General features: G+C 38.0%; 14 protein-coding genes. 4 read left to right on the top strand and 10 right to left on the bottom strand.

Features of this window, described 5'->3' with window-relative positions; translation table 11 throughout:
- Positions 1-527: 527 nt before the first annotated feature.
- Positions 528-1,508, bottom strand: coding sequence for a bifunctional heptose 7-phosphate kinase/heptose 1-phosphate adenyltransferase (locus WAE64_RS03640; protein ID WP_340234726.1), 981 nt, complete (start codon positions 1,506-1,508; stop codon positions 528-530).
- Between the two features lie 230 nt (positions 1,509-1,738).
- On the opposite strand from WAE64_RS03640, the gene WAE64_RS03645 reads away from it, so the two are divergent.
- Positions 1,739-3,364 (top strand): OmpA family protein, encoded by a 1,626-nt coding sequence (locus WAE64_RS03645; protein ID WP_340234728.1) that lies wholly within the window; start codon positions 1,739-1,741, stop codon positions 3,362-3,364.
- 127 nt (positions 3,365-3,491) lie between these two features.
- On the opposite strand, the gene purU is transcribed toward WAE64_RS03645, so the two are convergent.
- The 6 genes from purU to WAE64_RS03675 all read right to left on the bottom strand — a co-directional run bounded on the left by purU (position 3,492) and on the right by WAE64_RS03675 (position 7,828).
- Positions 3,492-4,331: a formyltetrahydrofolate deformylase gene (gene purU, locus WAE64_RS03650; protein WP_340234730.1), complete on the bottom strand. Its 840-nt coding sequence runs from the start codon at positions 4,329-4,331 to the stop codon at positions 3,492-3,494.
- Positions 4,332-4,376: 45 nt separating this feature from the next.
- Positions 4,377-4,784, bottom strand: a complete 408-nt coding sequence (ruvX, locus tag WAE64_RS03655; RefSeq protein WP_340234732.1) for a Holliday junction resolvase RuvX — start codon at positions 4,782-4,784, stop codon at positions 4,377-4,379.
- 22 nt (positions 4,785-4,806) lie between these two features.
- A complete protein-coding gene (gene mazG / locus WAE64_RS03660; RefSeq protein ID WP_340234734.1) occupies positions 4,807-5,622 on the bottom strand; it encodes a nucleoside triphosphate pyrophosphohydrolase in 816 nt (271 codons plus the stop codon).
- 101 nt (positions 5,623-5,723) lie between these two features.
- The gene (locus WAE64_RS03665) at positions 5,724-6,377 is read right to left on the bottom strand and encodes a thioredoxin family protein (RefSeq protein WP_340234736.1); all 654 of its coding nucleotides are present in this window, start codon (positions 6,375-6,377) and stop codon (positions 5,724-5,726) included.
- A 211-nt stretch (positions 6,378-6,588) separates the two neighbouring features.
- Positions 6,589-7,107, bottom strand: a complete 519-nt coding sequence (locus WAE64_RS03670; RefSeq protein WP_340234740.1) for a DinB family protein — start codon at positions 7,105-7,107, stop codon at positions 6,589-6,591.
- A gap of 163 nt (positions 7,108-7,270) precedes the next feature.
- Complete coding sequence (locus tag WAE64_RS03675; RefSeq protein ID WP_340234743.1) at positions 7,271-7,828, bottom strand: TetR/AcrR family transcriptional regulator; 558 nt, start codon at positions 7,826-7,828, stop codon at positions 7,271-7,273.
- Positions 7,829-8,127: 299 nt separating this feature from the next.
- On the opposite strand from WAE64_RS03675, the gene WAE64_RS03680 reads away from it, so the two are divergent.
- Positions 8,128-9,408 carry a metallophosphoesterase gene (locus WAE64_RS03680; protein ID WP_340234745.1) on the top strand — a complete coding sequence of 427 codons (1,281 nt, stop codon included), beginning with the start codon at positions 8,128-8,130 and terminating at the stop codon, positions 9,406-9,408.
- Between the two features lie 56 nt (positions 9,409-9,464).
- On the opposite strand, the gene WAE64_RS03685 is transcribed toward WAE64_RS03680, so the two are convergent.
- On the bottom strand, positions 9,465-10,205 hold the full coding sequence (locus tag WAE64_RS03685; RefSeq protein WP_340234747.1) for a glycosyltransferase family 2 protein: 741 nt from the start codon (positions 10,203-10,205) through the stop codon (positions 9,465-9,467).
- Between the two features lie 201 nt (positions 10,206-10,406).
- On the opposite strand from WAE64_RS03685, the gene WAE64_RS03690 reads away from it, so the two are divergent.
- Both WAE64_RS03690 and WAE64_RS03695 read left to right on the top strand, forming a co-directional pair.
- Complete coding sequence (locus WAE64_RS03690; RefSeq protein ID WP_340234749.1) at positions 10,407-11,471, top strand: TerC/Alx family metal homeostasis membrane protein; 1,065 nt, start codon at positions 10,407-10,409, stop codon at positions 11,469-11,471.
- Between the two features lie 43 nt (positions 11,472-11,514).
- Positions 11,515-12,156 carry a transposase gene (locus WAE64_RS03695; RefSeq protein ID WP_340234752.1) on the top strand — a complete coding sequence of 214 codons (642 nt, stop codon included), beginning with the start codon at positions 11,515-11,517 and terminating at the stop codon, positions 12,154-12,156.
- Positions 12,157-12,205: 49 nt separating this feature from the next.
- On the opposite strand, the gene WAE64_RS03700 is transcribed toward WAE64_RS03695, so the two are convergent.
- Together WAE64_RS03700 and WAE64_RS03705 are read right to left on the bottom strand one after the other, a co-directional pair.
- Positions 12,206-16,039, bottom strand: coding sequence for an AAA domain-containing protein (locus tag WAE64_RS03700; protein WP_340234754.1), 3,834 nt, complete (start codon positions 16,037-16,039; stop codon positions 12,206-12,208).
- Positions 16,040-16,118: 79 nt separating this feature from the next.
- Entirely contained in the window at positions 16,119-16,916 is a 798-nt protein-coding gene (locus WAE64_RS03705; protein ID WP_340234756.1) for a hypothetical protein, read from the bottom strand.
- Positions 16,917-17,023: the final 107 nt, after the last annotated feature.

The raw sequence follows: 17,023 nt of genomic DNA on the forward strand, positions 1-17,023 counted from the left end.
AATCTTAAATTAATCTTAAAAATATTATATAAATGTCTGTACTAGTCTTAAATATAACACTATAAGAGATTTGTACAAATCGTAGAACCAAATTTAGTATTTATGTGTTTTTATTTGCTGATTCTTAATTATTGCTACAAAAGAAAAATAATTTACCGTTTAATAAAAAATTAAGATTTTTTTAAGTATTTGTCGCAACATTTTACTCAATTCTTACGTTTATTAGGTATCAAACAATCTCTATTATTTAAACAAATCTGATACAACAATGAAAAAGGGAGTATTATTCGGACTAGCCGCTGTAGCTGTGGGAGTTGTAGTTATTTCTTTGACTAAGAAAACCAAACCAACATTACCTTATTACAGACCTTATGTAAGATAATTTTGCAACATGAATTGTAGCCAAAAAAGTTTTACTCACATATCAGATTCTCTTTATTGCTTGTATTTACGTGAAACAAGTACAGAGGCTCTGTTGTCTATAAAATATTGCTAGTAGGGCGTATTAGCTGCGCCCTACGTATTTTTTATTTGTTGTTTTTCTGGTACTCTGCTCTAAGCTTTTCTTTTTCAATAGGTACTACCCCTACGTATTCGCAAACAAGACCACCGCCCAGATTTGATAACTCTGCAATAGCTTTTGGCGATAGTTTTAAGCCTAAACAAATGGCTGCAATACTTACTACTGTATCGCCGGCGCCCGATACATCGGTTATGCTTCTAAGGTGCGCAGCTATGTGGTGTACTTCGTTCTGAAAATCGATAAAAACGCCTCTTTCAGAAAGCGTCAGAAAAATACCGTTTACACCTAGTGTTTTTTTAGCTTCAGCAACTACTTTTTTTAAGTCTTCCAGGTTATCGGCATTAAAATCTATTTTTAAGCCCTCTTTTAACTCTTTCAGATTCGGTTTGAATAAATCGGTGCCCTGATAATGCGTAAAATTACGCTTTTTAGGGTCAACAATTGTTGGAATATTATGCTGCTTGGCAAATGCCACAATTTGCTGAATACTCTGTTGGTCTAAAACACCTTTGTCGTAATCTTCAAATATTACTACCTGACACGACGGAATCAGCGATTTCGCTTTTTCAATCAATGAAGTTCTTTCATCAGCATTGATAGGCGTATCCATTTCTGAGTCTATTCTTACTACATGCTGCGAGCCCGCCATAATACGTTGCTTTACTGTTGTTACACGGTTTGGGCTTTGTATGATACCCTCAACAGGTAAAGTATTATTATTCAATAACTCGATTAAATCTTTTGCTTCGGGGTCGGTGCCTACAACCGAACACAAAACGGGTGTGGCACCAAGCGATTTTATATTCATGGCCACGTTTCCGGCACCTCCAAGGCGTATCTCCTTACGTTTTACATTTACAACAGGTATGGGAGCTTCAGGCGAAATTCTTTCTACTTTTCCGAATATGTAAGAGTCAATCATTACATCGCCTATGATTAAGACCCGAAGATTATCGAAAGAATCGAAAATTTGATTTACAGTCATTCAAAAATGGATTTCTTATTATCGAATGGATTATTTATTGCTTGTTTCTAGTCTGAAGATGCAAAACTACGGATTATTAAACGATTTTTTTAAAAAATCATACATTTTGGCAGAGCGATTGCGTTATCAATAAGCAGATATTTTTTTACATCAGCCGGATTTAGTATCAATGAAACGCAATAATCTGACAGATAAAGATTACATTTGCCATACCGACTACCAACAAAACTATGCGTTATAGTATCTTTTTATTAGCTGTATTTACTTCCTTTTTTGCAAAGTCGCAAACAATTGAGCAACTTGGCTCGGCTATTAATACTGAGTTTAGCGAGTTGAACCCTATTATTTCGCCTGATGAAAAGACCTTGTATTTTATAAGAGTGAGCCATCCGTCAAATAATTTTGGTACAAAAAACAGCCAGGATGTATGGTATTCAGAGCAGCGGGATAATGGCAACTGGACGATTGCCCGCCGTATGCCTAATACCATTAATAAAGACCAGTACAACGACCTATTCAGTATCACGCCTGATGGCAATAAGATTCTGATTTCGGGCGTGTATCATAATGGCCGTAGAGAAGATATGGTTGGGATTTCTATCTGCAAAAGAACCAAAACCGGTTGGTCGGAGCCTGAGCAAGTGGTGATTCCGAAGTTTGATGATATTTGTAAAGGACAGTATCTGACGGCTTGTTTGTCGAACGATGGCAAGACTTTGATATTGGCTTTCAGTGAAAAGAAAAACTCGAAAGAAGATAATTTGTATGTGAGCTTTTTAGGTAGAGACGGTAAGTGGTCAAAACCCGAAAGCCTTGGGTCTGATATTAATACATCAAGCACAGAAACAACGCCCTTTCTGGCGTCAGATAATTATACTTTATATTTTGCCTCAGACCGGAAAGATGGCCTGGGCGGTACTGATATTTGGGTAACCAAACGCAAAGACAGAAGCTGGACGAAATGGTCAAAGCCTGTAAATCTGGGCGATAAAGTAAATAGCGATGCCAATGAGTATTCGTTTTCGGTAGCGGCCTCGGGTGAATATGCCTATATGAGCACCAAGAAAAACTCGGTAGGAAAAAATGATATAGTACGCCTTAAATTGCGTGATACAAAGAAAGAAGCCCCAACTACGGCAGCTTTGCAAACGTCAACCGATAAATCGGAAGAACAGAAGAGTCTGGATAGTGGCGGCACACCAATTGATGCCAACAGCATAGCTCCCACGCCTGTAGTAATTATGAGTGGGAGAGTAGTTGACGATAAAACAGGAAAGCCGATTCCTGATGCCAAAATTATCTATAAGTCTTTATCGAACGGTGAAGAAGGTGAAGCTTATACGAATCCATCGACTGGAGAATGGAAAATTGTATTGCCTTATGGTGCTAAATATAGCTATAGAGCCGAGGCAAAAGAGTTTATTGGTATCGAAAAATCGCTTGACCTTACAGAGATTAAAGAATATAAAGAATACAAAAACGATTTGCTGAAACTGGCACCAATAGAAGTTGGGGTTGATGTTCCGCTAAACAATATCTTCTTTGAGTATGCTAAAGCTGTTTTACAGCCAACGTCTTTTCCGGAGCTAGACAGAATTGCCGATACGATGAAAGAAAACCCTAATCTGGTAATAGAGATTCAGGGGCATACAGATAATGTAGGGTCTGACGAAAGCAACCAGAAACTATCGCAGGATAGGGCAGAGGCTGTAAGGAAATATTTACTTTCGAAGAAAATTCAAACCGCACGCATAACAAGCGTAGGCTATGGAGAAACCAAACCAATTGCTACTAACGATACCGAAGAGGGCAGGGCTCAAAACCGCCGGGTGCAATTGGCTATTGTAAGAAAATAGGTTTTTCGTCTTGAACTTTGCCGGGGCGGCGTACCGTTTTAACTGATTAACCTGATTTTTATGATTTTCACTTACAAGTCAGCGCAATCACATAAATCAGTTAAATCAAAGTTCAAGATAAAATACTCTACAATATCACAGTCCTATTTCCATAGATAAACACCCTATCATTAAATACAAGTTTCAGAGCTTGGGTCAGTACAGATTTTTCTACTTCCTTGCCGTCTCGTGCCATATCCTGATATGTGTATCGGTGGTCGACATTCTTTATATTCTGGGCAATTATTGGGCCTTCATCTAAATTGTTATTCACAAAATGGGCGGTTGCACCTATTATTTTCACACCTCTTTCATAGGCTTGTCGGTATGGGTTTGCGCCTATAAAAGCAGGTAAAAAAGAGTGATGAATATTAACAATTTTGCTCGGATAATGTGCCACAAACTCAGGCGACAAAATGCGCATATATTTGGCCAACACTACATATTCGGGCTGGTAAATCTCTAACGTTCGTAGAATAGCCTCTTCATGCTGCTCACGGGTTTTGTGTTCGTGGCTCACATAATGAAACGGGATACCAAACTTGCTTACCAGTGGTTGAAGAATGTTATAATTGCTTACCACAGCCAGAATATTGGCATCGAGCTCATCGAAATTATAGCGGATAAGCAAATCAGATAAACAATGATGCTCTTTGGTACAAAGCACTATAACATCTTTTTTCTTCTTAGGGCTGATACGTAGGTTGATAGCCGTAGAAAGAATATTCTCTCTCAGGTCTTTCAATACTTTTTCTGGGTCTAAGTGCTCAGGCGCTTCAAACTCTGTACGCATAAAAAACTGCCTGTCGGGGCTTACGTATTCGTCTTGCGCCAGAATATTACATTCGTTTTTATACAATACACTCGTAACATGAAAAATAAGCCCTTTGGCATCAGGCCCGTCCATTAAAAGAATATGTTTTATCATGGTGTTATCTCTGCTGAAAATACTCGAAAACTAAACTATAGAGGCTTAGATGCCCATAAAACCCTGCAATATAATTACTGCGCTTATTTTATCAACATTGCCTTTTATCTGGCGGTCTTTTTTCTTCATTCCTCCGGCAATCATGGTTTGTACGGCCATTTTTGAAGTAAACCTTTCGTCTTGTAGGTGTACGGGTATGGTCGGGAAATTGGCTTTGAGTTCTTCAAGCAATCGTTTAACATAAACGGTGCCGTCGGTCTCAGAGCCATCCAGGTTTTTAGGCATCCCCACAATAAATGCCTCTACAGGCTCTGACTGAATGTATTTTTTCAGATACTCAATCAGTGTATTGCTTGGTACTGTTTCCAATGCCGAGGCTATAATTTGAAGAGGATCGCTTACAGCTATGCCCGTGCGTTTGGCTCCGTAGTCGATGGCAAGTAATCTTGGCAATGGCTTATAATTTTAGGTTTAATTAAATACGTTTGGCTTCTTCCCAATAAACATCCATTTCGGCCAATGTCATATCTTTCAGGTTTTTATTGGCCTCTTTGGCTTTTTGTTCAAGGTACTGAAAACGCTTGATAAACTTTTTGTTGGTACGCTCTAAAGCCGTTTCAGGATTCAGATGAATGAATCGGGCATAATTTACCAAAGAGAATAGCAAATCGCCAAATTCAGCTTCGGCTTTTTCGGCATCAATCACTTCTTCGTTTTCGGCATTAAACAACTCTCTGAACTCCTGCATTTCTTCTTCTACCTTGCCCCAAACCTGGCTTTTCTCTTCCCAGTCGAAACCCACGCCACGGGCCTTTTCCTGTATACGCATGGCTTTTACCAAAGCAGGTAATGATTGAGGTACGCCTCCTAAAACTGATTTATTCCCTTCTTTTAGCTTGAGTTGTTCCCAGTTTTGTTTTACCTGTTCCTCGTTTTCTACCTTTACATCGCCATAAATATGCGGGTGGCGAGAAATTAATTTATCACAAATGCCGTTCAGTACGTCAGCTATGTCAAAATCTCCGGTTTCAGAGGCAATGCGGGCATAAAACACCAAATGAAGCATTACGTCTCCTAATTCTTTCTTTACTTCTGGTAGATTTTTCTCCAGAATAGCATCAGATAACTCATAAGTTTCCTCAATAGTCAGGTGTCGAAGCGTATCCATTGTCTGTTTTTTATCCCACGGACATTGTTCTCTTAGCTCATCCATAATAGTAAGCAAGCGGTCAAAAGCCATGAGTTTCTCCATACGTTCGGGAGGAAATACTAAAGGGAGTTTATTGCTCATAAGTTTCTTATCTCTTGAAATTTTTGTAAAGGTCGCTAATAAAAAACAAAAAAGCCACCTGAAATAGCAGATGGCAAAATATTACTTAATCGAAATCTTTATCAGGTTTTCCATTTTATGGCACAGCCAATAGCCTTGGTGCTAGGGGTTACTACGGGCTTGCCAAGCAACAAACTATTTACGGCATCGGCTACATAATGTTTGGTTACATTTACAGGGTCTTGGGCATTGTCGTCAATAGCGCCAATGTATTGTACAATAATTTTACCGTTTTCTTTATTCAGCACAAAGGCGTGAGGCGTGCGTGCCGCACCAAATAATTTCGTAACAGCCTGGGTGTTGTCGGTCAGATAGGGGTAAGTATAGCCTTTATCTTTGGCTCTTGCCTGCATATTTACAAACGAATCTTCTTCATAAGCTTCGGGGTCGTTTGGGTTGATAGCAATAACCGGATACCCTTGTGAGGCATATTTTTTATCGAGGGATATCACCCGGTCTTCGTAAGATTTCGAAAACGGACAATGGTTTGAAATGAAAATAACAATGAAACCCTTAGCCGATTGAAAATCTTTTAAAGATACCATTTTTCCATCTACATTTTTAAGCTTGAAATCAGCCACGGCATCACCAACGCCATAGCCAGCTACTCTGCTTCGGGTTAACTCAGGAAACTCATCATTCATAGCTGTTGCATGGAAAGAACAAATGCTCAACCCTGCCAACAAACTCAAAATAAACCCAATTTTCTTCATCATGTCATGTGATTTTTGTCTAAAATCTGCTGAATTAAACGCACGTATATTAGATTTATTTTAATACTGATAGTTTAATTTTAATCAGCAAACAAATATAAAGAACTTTTGGCAGATAAGCACTTAGTTATGTCATATAGTGTTTTAACGGTTAAATTTTATGAAAAATGAAAAAAAATAACCGGATTGCTACCTAAAACTGCCGAAAATTATTTCACATTGCCCGATGAATAGCTTTCTGGTGATGCTCCAGATGATAGTACATAAAATAATACATTTCTCTGGTGCTGAGTAATTTTAAAACAGGGTGAGGAATCGTAACTTGGTCTAGTTCTATTTCAGAAAACTCGTTGAGATAATTAACTAGTGTTTTGTGGTGTTTCATAAAACTGTTGAGCAGCATTTCTTTCGACGGGTTTTCTGGTAACACTGGCACAAAAGCACCTCTTGCTTTAAGACCTGTCGCTAAAACAGCCAGATAGTTGCTAACTATTTCATCGTATTCCATTATGGGCCGCTCAAGCTTTTTAAATTGTGTAATGAGCACATCTTTGGGCATAGCAAGTGCCTGGTTGAGAACTTTAGCCGATTGTGTAAGGTGTAGTAAATTTTCGGCAATAGACCATTTTTCTCCAATAGGAGCAAAAAACAGGCTCTCGTCGATACCTTCAATTTCTTGCGCAATATTCATGAAACGTGCTTGTAATGCTGATTCGAGTTCTGGTTTTCTCATGATTTTGTGATTTAATGATGGATAAAAATCATGGGAACGTACATGGCACGTTCCCTGACCTGTTACCTGTTAACGCACTATTAAAATTCTTTGAATTGTATATTATACCAAACGTTCGTTTTTTAATTAATAATACTATTTTCTATCATTTCGACTTTGCTAATTATTGTAATCTTGAAATGGTACGGGTGAAGGCATCGTAGAGAAACTGCTTGTTGCCATATAGTTTCGAAAACATAACTGCTCCTTCAAACTCCATTATGGTTTGCTGTGCTAGTTTAAACGATATTTCAGGGGTATTCAGGGTCATGAAAATCTGCTGAAGTGCCGCTGTCCAATCGTTCATGATGGTTTTTAGTACTTCATGAAATTCGGGTATTACACCTACCGTTTCGAGTGTTGTATTACCAACCAGACATCCACCTTCTTTTTCTAGCAATAGCCTGCCCATTTTTTTCAAGAGTTTATCCATACGCTCCTGGGGGCTAAGACTAAGGTCATCAGCAATCGGAAAAACTCTTTCTTTCAGATAAGTATGAATCCAAAGCAAGAGGTCTTTCATCAACATTTCTTTACTCGAGAAATAATGATAAAGGCTTCCTTTCAGCAAACCACAGCTTTTGGCAAGGTCTTGCATTGAAGTATTGTGGTATCCCTTGGTGCGGAAAATATCTGACGATTTAATTAGTATTTCCTCTTTTGTAACTTTCTGAATTGGCATTTAAAATCGGGTATGTGAACACAAATTATTGCTAGCCTTACAAATGTACAAAGGTTTTTTGTTTTACCAAACGGTTGGTTGGTAAAATTGATGTAGATTTTAGAGTAATTGTGCTAGCATAGCTCACTTGTTAGCACTACTAAAAGCATGGAATAATGTTGTTTTGCAATAAATATACTGTTCTTACTCAAAATCAGCCTTTCATCATATAAGCAGATTAAAAAATTGCCTGATGAAACCATCTTTTTAATAAAACCGTTTTGTCTTCATGCAGTTTTTACAAACACTATCATAACGATATGAACAGAATTTTTGGACTTGCCTTAGGGGCAGTTGTAATGGTGCTGATAGACTTATATGTCTGGCAGGCCGTTAAGCTTGTGATGCGTTCGTCGAGTGCGCTTACGCAACGAATAGTTGGAATTGGCTATTGGGGCTTAACTATCTTTTCAATAATAGCATTAATTGGAGTCTTCACTTATACGCCTGCTACTGCACCTGTTAAAGCGAGTTTTCGTACTTTTTTAATGGCGGGCATTTTTATGTTCTATATATCAAAGGTATTTTCGGTATTGGTATTATTTATTGATGATATTATCCGCTTTTTTAAATGGATTGGGCCGTTTTTTCAGAGTGCTCAAACGCCAACATCGCCTGCTGTTACCGACAACCTAGAGCCTGTAGCTACGGGTATTAGTCGCTCTGATTTTTTGGCTAAATCGGCCTTGGCTTTAGGTGGTTTGCATCTGGGTGGTATGACCTGGGGAATTTTGTCAGGTGCACACGATTATCATGTAAGACACGTAACACTTCGCCTGAAAAATCTACCGAAACAGTTTGACGGGATGAAGATTGCTCAGCTTTCTGATATTCACTCGGGCAGTTTCTTTAATAAAACTGCCGTGAAAGGTGGCGTGGAGATGTTAATGAAAGAAAAACCGGATATGTTTTTCTTTACCGGAGACTTGGTGAATAACATTGCACCCGAGGTGAAAGATTACATTGATATTTTCTCTAAAATAAAGGCCCCCCTGGGTACTTTCTCTACACTAGGTAACCATGATTATGGTGATTATACAGAATGGATATCGGCAGAGAAAAAACGTCAGAATCTGGCCGACCTGATGGGTGCTCATAAAACAATGGGCTGGGATTTATTGATGGACGAGCATCGTGAGATAAAAGTTGACGGCGAAAAACTGGCGATTCTGGGTATTCAGAACTGGGGTGCAGGTGGATTTGCCAAATATGGTAATCTGGAAAAAGCCCATGCTAATACACAGGATTACCCGGTTAAATTATTGCTTTCGCATGACCCAAGTCATTGGCGTAACCAGGTACTGCCCAAATATAAAGATATTGATGTGGCTTTTGCCGGCCATACACATGGTATGCAATATGGGGTAGAGTTGGGCAGTTTCAAGTGGTCGCCGGTACAGTTACGTTATAAAGAATGGGCGGGGCTTTATGAACAAGACGACCAGAAGCTATACGTTAACCGTGGATTTGGCTACATCGGTTATCCGGGACGCTTAGGAATATATCCTGAAATCAGTATTTTTGAACTGAAATCGGTGTAAAATAAAAGGGCGGGTATTTATCAGATACCCGCCCTGCTTATATACTAAGGGTTGTTTTAGTGTAGTAAATCCCACTTGTAAATGCCAATTTTGTTCAGCATATATAGCGTAGAAACTCTTAATACGCCTAAACCATATTTTGAGCTTCTGGTAAAGTTGATAGACGAAGCTTCTTCAAAATATTTGGTAGGGCAGGTAACTTCTGCTATCTCGAAATTTTTCCAGAATATCTGGGCTATCATTTCGTTGTCGAAAATAAAATCATCATCACATTTCTTAAAAGGTACAGTTTCAAGTACTTGTTTAGAGAACGCTCTGTAACCTGTATGATACTCAGAGAGTTTTTGGCCAATAAGCAAGTTTTGTGTAAATGTCAGAAAACGGTTAGCAATGTATTTATACATAGGCATGCCACCTTTCAATGCGCCTTTGCCTAAAATTCTTGAACCAAACACCACAGGATAAAGGTCTTCGCCAATGATACTTACCATAGCTCTGATTAATTTCGGGGTATATTGGTAGTCAGGATGAACCATCACCACTATATCTGCTCCTATTTCGAGTGCTTTTGTATAGCAGGTTTTTTGGTTACCGCCATAGCCTTTATTTACGTCATGTCTGATAACGTGCTGAATCCCCAGCCGCTTAGCAACTTCTGCTGTATCGTCGGGGCTATAGTCATCTACTAAAATTACTTCATCAACAATATCAAATGGAATTTCTTTGTAAGTTCGTTCAAGTGTTTGCGATGCCCTATAGGCTGGCATGACAATTACTACTTTTTTATCATTATACATAAATTATTCGAGTTTTCGGTGCAAATTTGCAACCGATTTGCGGTGGGGTAAAGCCCATTTTAGAATTTGGCTGTAAAATAGGGTATGTTTCTTTTGATTTCCAAGAATAAATTATTTTATACCTTATAATAAACGGGTAAACAATTGCCCAATAGCAACAATTAACATTCGAGATACAATTTCAAATTAGCAATTTTTATCATGTCATTATCAAGTGAGACTATATTTTTTATAGGATTTTCGATTTTCGTAGCGTTCGTGATGGCTCTTGATTTGGGTGCATTCAGCAAATCAAAAAGCCATGTAGTAAGTTTTAAAGAAGCAGGTATCTGGAGTGCCATCTGGGTTACTTTGGCTATTGGCTTTTTCTTTTTCTTACGCCAGTATGGATACCTGATTCATGATATTAGTGACATGGCGCATTTGCAACATGTAAAGTCGCAATATTATGAAGCCCTGAAACTGCCACCTAATTTTGAGGCGGCCCTGAGAGCATTTCAGAATAGCATGGCTATCGATTACCTGACGGGGTATCTGACCGAGTATTCGTTGTCTGTTGATAATATCTTTGTATTTATCCTTATCTTCAATTCTTTTGGTGTGCAACCACGCTACTACAAAAAAGTATTGGTATGGGGTATTTTAGGCTCTATTATTCTGCGTTTTATCTTCATTTTCGTAGGTGCGGCACTTATCCAAGAGTTTGAGTGGATTTTGTACATTTTTGGCGCTTTCTTGATTTACACAGGGGTTAATATCTTACGTAATAAAGAGGAAGATGAAGAAATAGACCCGGCGCACCACCCGATTGTGAGGTTTGCTTCAAAATATTTTAATGTTTATAAACGTAATGTAATAGATCACTTTCTGGTATATCATCGCCGATATAAAAAATGGTACATTACGCCCTTATTTCTGGTAATGTTGGTTATTGCAGGTACCGACGTAGTTTTTGCGGTTGACTCTATTCCGGCTATTTTCTCTATTACCAAAGATCCTTACATCGTTTTCTTCTCTAACGTATTTGCTATTATGGGGCTACGCTCTATGTTTTTCTTCCTGGCAAGTATCATGGGGCTTTTCCGCTTCCTGAAAATCGGTTTGGGTATTTTGTTGACATTTATTGGTGTAAAAATGCTTTTGCATCACCAACTTGCAGCAGTTGGCTTTACAAATGTGCATTCATTAATAGTAATTGTGGGTATTCTGGTTGTGAGTATCGGAGCAAGTGTGGCCTTCCCTGAGAAGAAAGGTAGCACGGAGTGATACTCCGTGTGATGTTTCACGGAATGCTATTCCGTGTTTCACTATGAAAACACATTATAAAAGATATTTACCGCATATTCTTCCGCCAGATGAAAGGCTTTTTATAACCTTTCGTCTGGCGGATTCTTTGCCTAAAGACGCAATATTTAAGCTAAAAGTCGAGAAAAATAAGGCAGATGAGCTGATAATGAAAACCATTTTTGATGAAACAATCAGAAAGGTAGAGCTATATAAAAACCATAAAAGATACTTCGCTAAGTTTGATACTTACTTACACCAGTGCTTAAATGGTGTTCAACACCTAGGCATAGATGCTGTGGCAGAAGTGCTAGCTGAGGCACTTCATTATCGTGACACTAAATACTATCACCTACATGCTTTTTGTATTATGCCTAATCATGTGCATGTGTTATTAACTTCAACAATTCATAAAGACGGGTTTTTCAGAGTTCTTCAATCTTTAAAAAGGCATACTGCACGCAAATCGAACGAGTTACTGGATTTAACAGGCAAGGCTTTCTGGGGTGAAGAAAGCTATGACCACGTTGTGCGTGATGACGAGGAATTTGTACGAATTATAGATTACATTGTTGAGAATCCGGTGAAAGCTGGTTTAGTTGATAAATGGCAGGGGTGGAAGTTTACTTATCTTTCGAAAGAAATTCAGAGTTGGTATTTGATGTAGTCAATATAGAACCCCGGAGTGCCACTCCGGGGGACTTTTTCACGGAATATCATTCCGTGTTACGGTTACGGCTCCAAAGTCTTTTAAAGTTCCAGCCTTTTGCTTTCAGGCTTATTGGTAAGTAAGCGTGCGCATCTTTGGGTGAGATACTTTCGTAGTATAAATCATCATCAGTTAATATTAACGATTCATAGCTGCCCGCTTCTTTTACTGTAATATCTGCAAAAGGTAATTCCAGATAAAAGCCACTATTATTGCTTACCAATTGATGTTTTAATAGCCATCGGGTATTAAATTTTTCGGTTGAATGCGGCTCAGGCAAGTAATTCCCTTGTGATACCTCAAGTGCGTATTCCAGATATTTTTTCAGTAATTTAGGCCCCAGATTCTGCGCTTGCTCTACCTGTAATTGATAAGGTAAAATACTACTCACAATATAAATAAACTCCCGGGCACGAGTAACAGCCACATTCAGGCGGTTTTCACCACCCTGCTGGTTCAGGGTGCCAAAGTTCATCAGCAATTTGCCATGGATGTTAGGGGCATAGCCTACCGAAAAAATCACGATGTCAAATTCATCGCCTTGTATATTTTCGATGTTCTTAATCACACCCCAACCTTCGCCCAAAATAGGAGAGACCGTCTGATAAATTAAGTCGGCTTGCTTGAAGTTGAACGTAACAACCCCGATAGTTTTATTTGGTGCTTTCTGCTTTAAATCCTGTACAATTTCAAGCACTTTCTGCGCCTCAGTAGGATTTGTATTATTCTCCCAGAAACCATCGAGTTTTATGTAACTGATAGCAGGTTTATTTTGACGAATTTCGGCAAAATGCGGCAGTAATTGAAGTGAATTTTTGTAGAAATGCTGATTAGAAAAATCAATAAGGTCTAGCGAATGACTACGGTAATGCCCTTTCAGCCAAGCCTGTGGCAGGTACTGTGCTGCTAAATCGAGCAAAGAATCAATTTCTAATATTGGTTCGTCTTCTACCTCTTCATCATACCTAATCTGGTACAGGTCGGTTGGTTGTAGCTGTTTCGAATCTCCGGCAATTACTATCTGTTTACCTCTATATATAGCCGGAATCCCGTTTTCGGCAAAGCATTGTGAGGCCTCATCGAAAATCACCAAATCAAAAAGCGAATCTGTCGGGTTCTCACCTGATAAAGGGAAAATGGCAGAAACCGATTCAGGCGAAGCCATCCAGCAAGGAATAAGTTTGAATATTTCTTCCGAATGATTCTCGAGTACTTTACGAACCGACCATAACTTCCGTTTCTTGGTGGTCTGGTGTTGTAATTCACGGTAGGTAACCACATTTTGCAGACGGTTAACAACCAGTTCTTGATACGTTTGTTCACGCAATTTCAGCAACAATATTTCCTGACTTAATTCCTGTTTTTTTATCACGCTTTCCTGTAGTTCGGCCTCTAGTTGTTCTACTTTTAAAGAACTTACTCCTCGCAAAATCGGATATATTGTTTCGATATATTCTCTCCATGCTAAACGCAGCGAATTTTGGAAGACATCTGCTAAGTCAGTAATACTAAGGTTTGAGTTTTTGTAACTTAATAATCGTTGTACTACTTCTAATTCTATTGAGCGGAAAGATTCTTTCAGCTCGTCTGCTTCTACCAGCAAATCAAAGTTTTGTTTCAGATAAGTAATTATCTCTTGCTTTGCGTCTGGCGCAGCAACTAGGCTTCCTATTTGTGGGTAAGATAAATACGCTTGCCATTGTACAAACATTCGTTTAGTTTCAGCAATTGATTTTTCTAATTCTTTAAAAGGTTTGAGAGAGAATGATTTTGTGCCACTAATTATATCATCTGTCTGGCGTTGGATAAACTCTTCTTTCTGATAAACTGAATAGGCTTTATTAGCTGAAATATAATTTTGTAAATGCCCTTTGGTAGTTTCCCAATTATCTTTTTCATCAATTTCAATTCCTTTTTTGCCTAGTTTTTCTTTAATATCTTCAAAAACAATGCGCTGATCAATTTTTTTACTCAGTAAACTCAAACCTGTTTCATTGAGGGGCAGTTGGTTTTGAGCTAATAATAATTCAATTTCTTTTTTATCTTTTGAGAAGAGTTTCCAGAAAAACCAGTTTATGCCAGATTGGCTTGCTGAATGTGCTTTTTCTATTTGTGCTTTTCTATACAACAAATCCCGGGTTGCAATGCTCTGTTCAATACCATCATTTGCAAAGAGTTGTTCAATCTCGGCATAGATTTTCTCTAAATCGAACTGGCGATTGCTAATAAATTTTTTGTCCTGAACAATTGCTTTAAAAATCTCTCCAACCTCTGAATTAGTAAAGAATTGAATAAAGCGTTGAACAGTAGCCTCATCAAATTGATTAAGTTCAACGATAGAAAATAAACTGCCATGTTTTTGCTGAAAAGCAATAACTGCCTCTATGGTATCGGTAATTTTTGTAAGGTCGGTAAAAGTTTTTTTGCTAAACGAATTGCGTAACTGCCAAAACTCATAGCTTGCGCTAGCTTGTAGTTTAGCCTCATATTGCAGATAACGGCTTAGTTTTCCTTCAAATTCAGACAGCTCATCAAGCCGAAAAGAACGATATAGGTCTTGTAAGTTAATAGTCGGTTTATTAAGGCTACTACTCAGATACAACTCTTTTACTGACACACCAGCTATAGACTCATCAAAAAGAGCATCTTTCAAACTCTGTAATTCTTCCGAAATTTTATCAATTCTACGGCTGATTTGAGTAAAATTTCTTTCCAGGAAAATAGCATCAAGCCCTTTGTTCTTTTTCTGATAATCCTCAATGCGCTCTATCTGTCCGGCAATTTTTTCAAATAAGGCTTTTCTATCATTTTTAAAATCATGAATCAGTGCCACAAAATCGGTCATCTGTACTTTTTGTAAGCGTTGATAAACAGTATCTAAAGCTACCCGTTTCTGACAAACTACCAGTACTTTTTTACCTCGTGCCGTAAAATCGGCAATCAAATTAGCAATTAATTGAGACTTGCCCGTGCCCGGAGGACCCTGCACTACAATCGAATAACCCTCTTTTACTTGTTTAATGGCTTCTTCCTGCGAGGCATCAATGGCAAAAGGCAAGAAAGCGGTTTCTTCCTTAAACGAAGGCTGGTTTGTAGGCGGTGTTGCATGTTGAAACAACTCCTCGAAAGTATCTAATTCATAATGCCCTTCTTCGGCGTTTTTAATGAGTTCTTCGTAATCAGGTACAAGGTATGAGCCTGCCTGCGGAAAAATACCTAATACAGCCTGAGGATACAATTTTAACTCGCCATTCCGTTCGGTAGTTTCCAAATCAGCTTTAGCCAACTTTTCAAAATCAATTAATTGGTTCTGGAAAAGGTCCTGATTGAAATTAATCTCAAACGGACTGTCTTTCAGTAATTCATACAATTGTGTACGAAAAGCCAGACTATCTTTGTCAAAATCTTCAAACGATTTCTCAAGCCATTCGTCCGGTAATTTTATATGATTAAAATAAGAATAAGCCAGTAAAAAACTCCTGTTCAAACTCACAGGTTCGTCTCGTTGTTCCAGAATCCACTTTTTACCATTGGTTTTTAACGTAACCGGAAAGAAAAGCAAAGGACAACGCACCGCAGTGCCGTCAGAAAACTTGCCTTTTACAAACGGATAGGCCACGTATAAATCCTTAGCCCCTCGTTCTTCTTCAATAAAGCCTTCGGTGCGTGCCACTTTCCGCAGGCGTTTGCTAACCTCGTTTACTTTTTCGAAGCGGCTATCCTGCACATCGCACAAAGGAATCTGGTTTTTCTGGCTAATTAATTGCAGAATATAGTCGAACGAGGGTTTGTTGTCTAAAAAATTCAGACTATGTAAGTCAATAAACTGTTCTTGTGACAAACTTAACAGTAAAAGAGACCTGTTACGTGAAGTGAGGTTCGTCAGCCGACGAAGATATGTTTTTAGTAATTTTTGCAATTTATTTCGTAATCCCAGGTATTTCTTCTATAATTTTTTTCGTCTTTTCTGAAACGATTTTTACCGCATTTATAGTATCTGCATTTAAATCATTCCAAGTTAATGAAGACCAGTGATTATTATCTTTAAAATAAATTCGATAATGTTCGTGGTCATCGACTCCACCTGCTTCTCTGACAAAGCCTTGTGTATGAATAATTCTTGAAATATCATTATAATTATAGCTAACATTTTTCCAAGTCGGAAAGTCAAAAAACTCAACCCTGTCAGGGTAAAAATAAGCTTGTGATTTTATCTGTAAAAATAATATGCCAACAGTGATAATTGATAGAAAAACAAACAATCCATTATTGAATTTTTTGTAATTAATACCAGATTCATATTCTCTATAAGCAATCAGCTTTTGGTATTCATTGTACCGATTCTTTAGAATAGTTTTTAAGAACGAATCTGATGGCTTACAAGCAAGAGTATATACTATAAGCAGAGTTGAAGAGTAGAAAGTTATAAAAGGAGGGAAAAGCACTATTTGTGCATCTGAAAAATAATTTTCAGTAAATAAAACTAGTTTTTCGAAAAGTATAGCAAAAGGGTAAGCAATAGCAGGAAGTATTATTAGCATATAAAGCAAAAATAAGAAATCCCATTTTGAAGCTTTTTTAGGGTTATCAATAAATTCTTCAAAATCTATTTCTTTAGGCCTTGATTTGGCAGGTATAAATTTAGTTAATAAATGTACAACAATAGCCAGTACTGTTGCTTCAGTAATTTTTATTAATGCATCAAATAACCAATCCATATTTTCTTTTTTAATGTCACAAGCAATTATCAATGCTAAATTGTATAAGACAAATATACAACCATTCATCAACGTTTAACACTCCTTAACATTTTCTGTTTGGTTTA

The organism is Emticicia soli, assembly GCF_037860775.1.
In the GTDB taxonomy this organism is placed as follows: domain Bacteria; phylum Bacteroidota; class Bacteroidia; order Cytophagales; family Spirosomataceae; genus Emticicia; species Emticicia soli.

What these genes read in the sequence shown, in the direction of transcription:
- WAE64_RS03695 (WP_340234752.1), top strand. Translation starts at nt 11,515, where the DNA reads ATGAAAACACATTATAAAAGATATTTACCGCATATTCTTCCGCCAGAT.
- WAE64_RS03645 (WP_340234728.1), top strand. Translation starts at nt 1,739, where the DNA reads ATGCGTTATAGTATCTTTTTATTAGCTGTATTTACTTCCTTTTTTGCA.
- WAE64_RS03640 (WP_340234726.1), bottom strand. Translation starts at nt 1,508, where the DNA reads ATGACTGTAAATCAAATTTTCGATTCTTTCGATAATCTTCGGGTCTTA.
- WAE64_RS03665 (WP_340234736.1), bottom strand. Translation starts at nt 6,377, where the DNA reads ATGATGAAGAAAATTGGGTTTATTTTGAGTTTGTTGGCAGGGTTGAGC.
- WAE64_RS03680 (WP_340234745.1), top strand. Translation starts at nt 8,128, where the DNA reads ATGAACAGAATTTTTGGACTTGCCTTAGGGGCAGTTGTAATGGTGCTG.
- mazG (WP_340234734.1), bottom strand. Translation starts at nt 5,622, where the DNA reads ATGAGCAATAAACTCCCTTTAGTATTTCCTCCCGAACGTATGGAGAAA.
- WAE64_RS03705 (WP_340234756.1), bottom strand. Translation starts at nt 16,916, where the DNA reads ATGGATTGGTTATTTGATGCATTAATAAAAATTACTGAAGCAACAGTA.
- purU (WP_340234730.1), bottom strand. Translation starts at nt 4,331, where the DNA reads ATGATAAAACATATTCTTTTAATGGACGGGCCTGATGCCAAAGGGCTT.
- WAE64_RS03685 (WP_340234747.1), bottom strand. Translation starts at nt 10,205, where the DNA reads ATGTATAATGATAAAAAAGTAGTAATTGTCATGCCAGCCTATAGGGCA.
- WAE64_RS03670 (WP_340234740.1), bottom strand. Translation starts at nt 7,107, where the DNA reads ATGAGAAAACCAGAACTCGAATCAGCATTACAAGCACGTTTCATGAAT.
- WAE64_RS03675 (WP_340234743.1), bottom strand. Translation starts at nt 7,828, where the DNA reads ATGCCAATTCAGAAAGTTACAAAAGAGGAAATACTAATTAAATCGTCA.
- WAE64_RS03690 (WP_340234749.1), top strand. Translation starts at nt 10,407, where the DNA reads ATGTCATTATCAAGTGAGACTATATTTTTTATAGGATTTTCGATTTTC.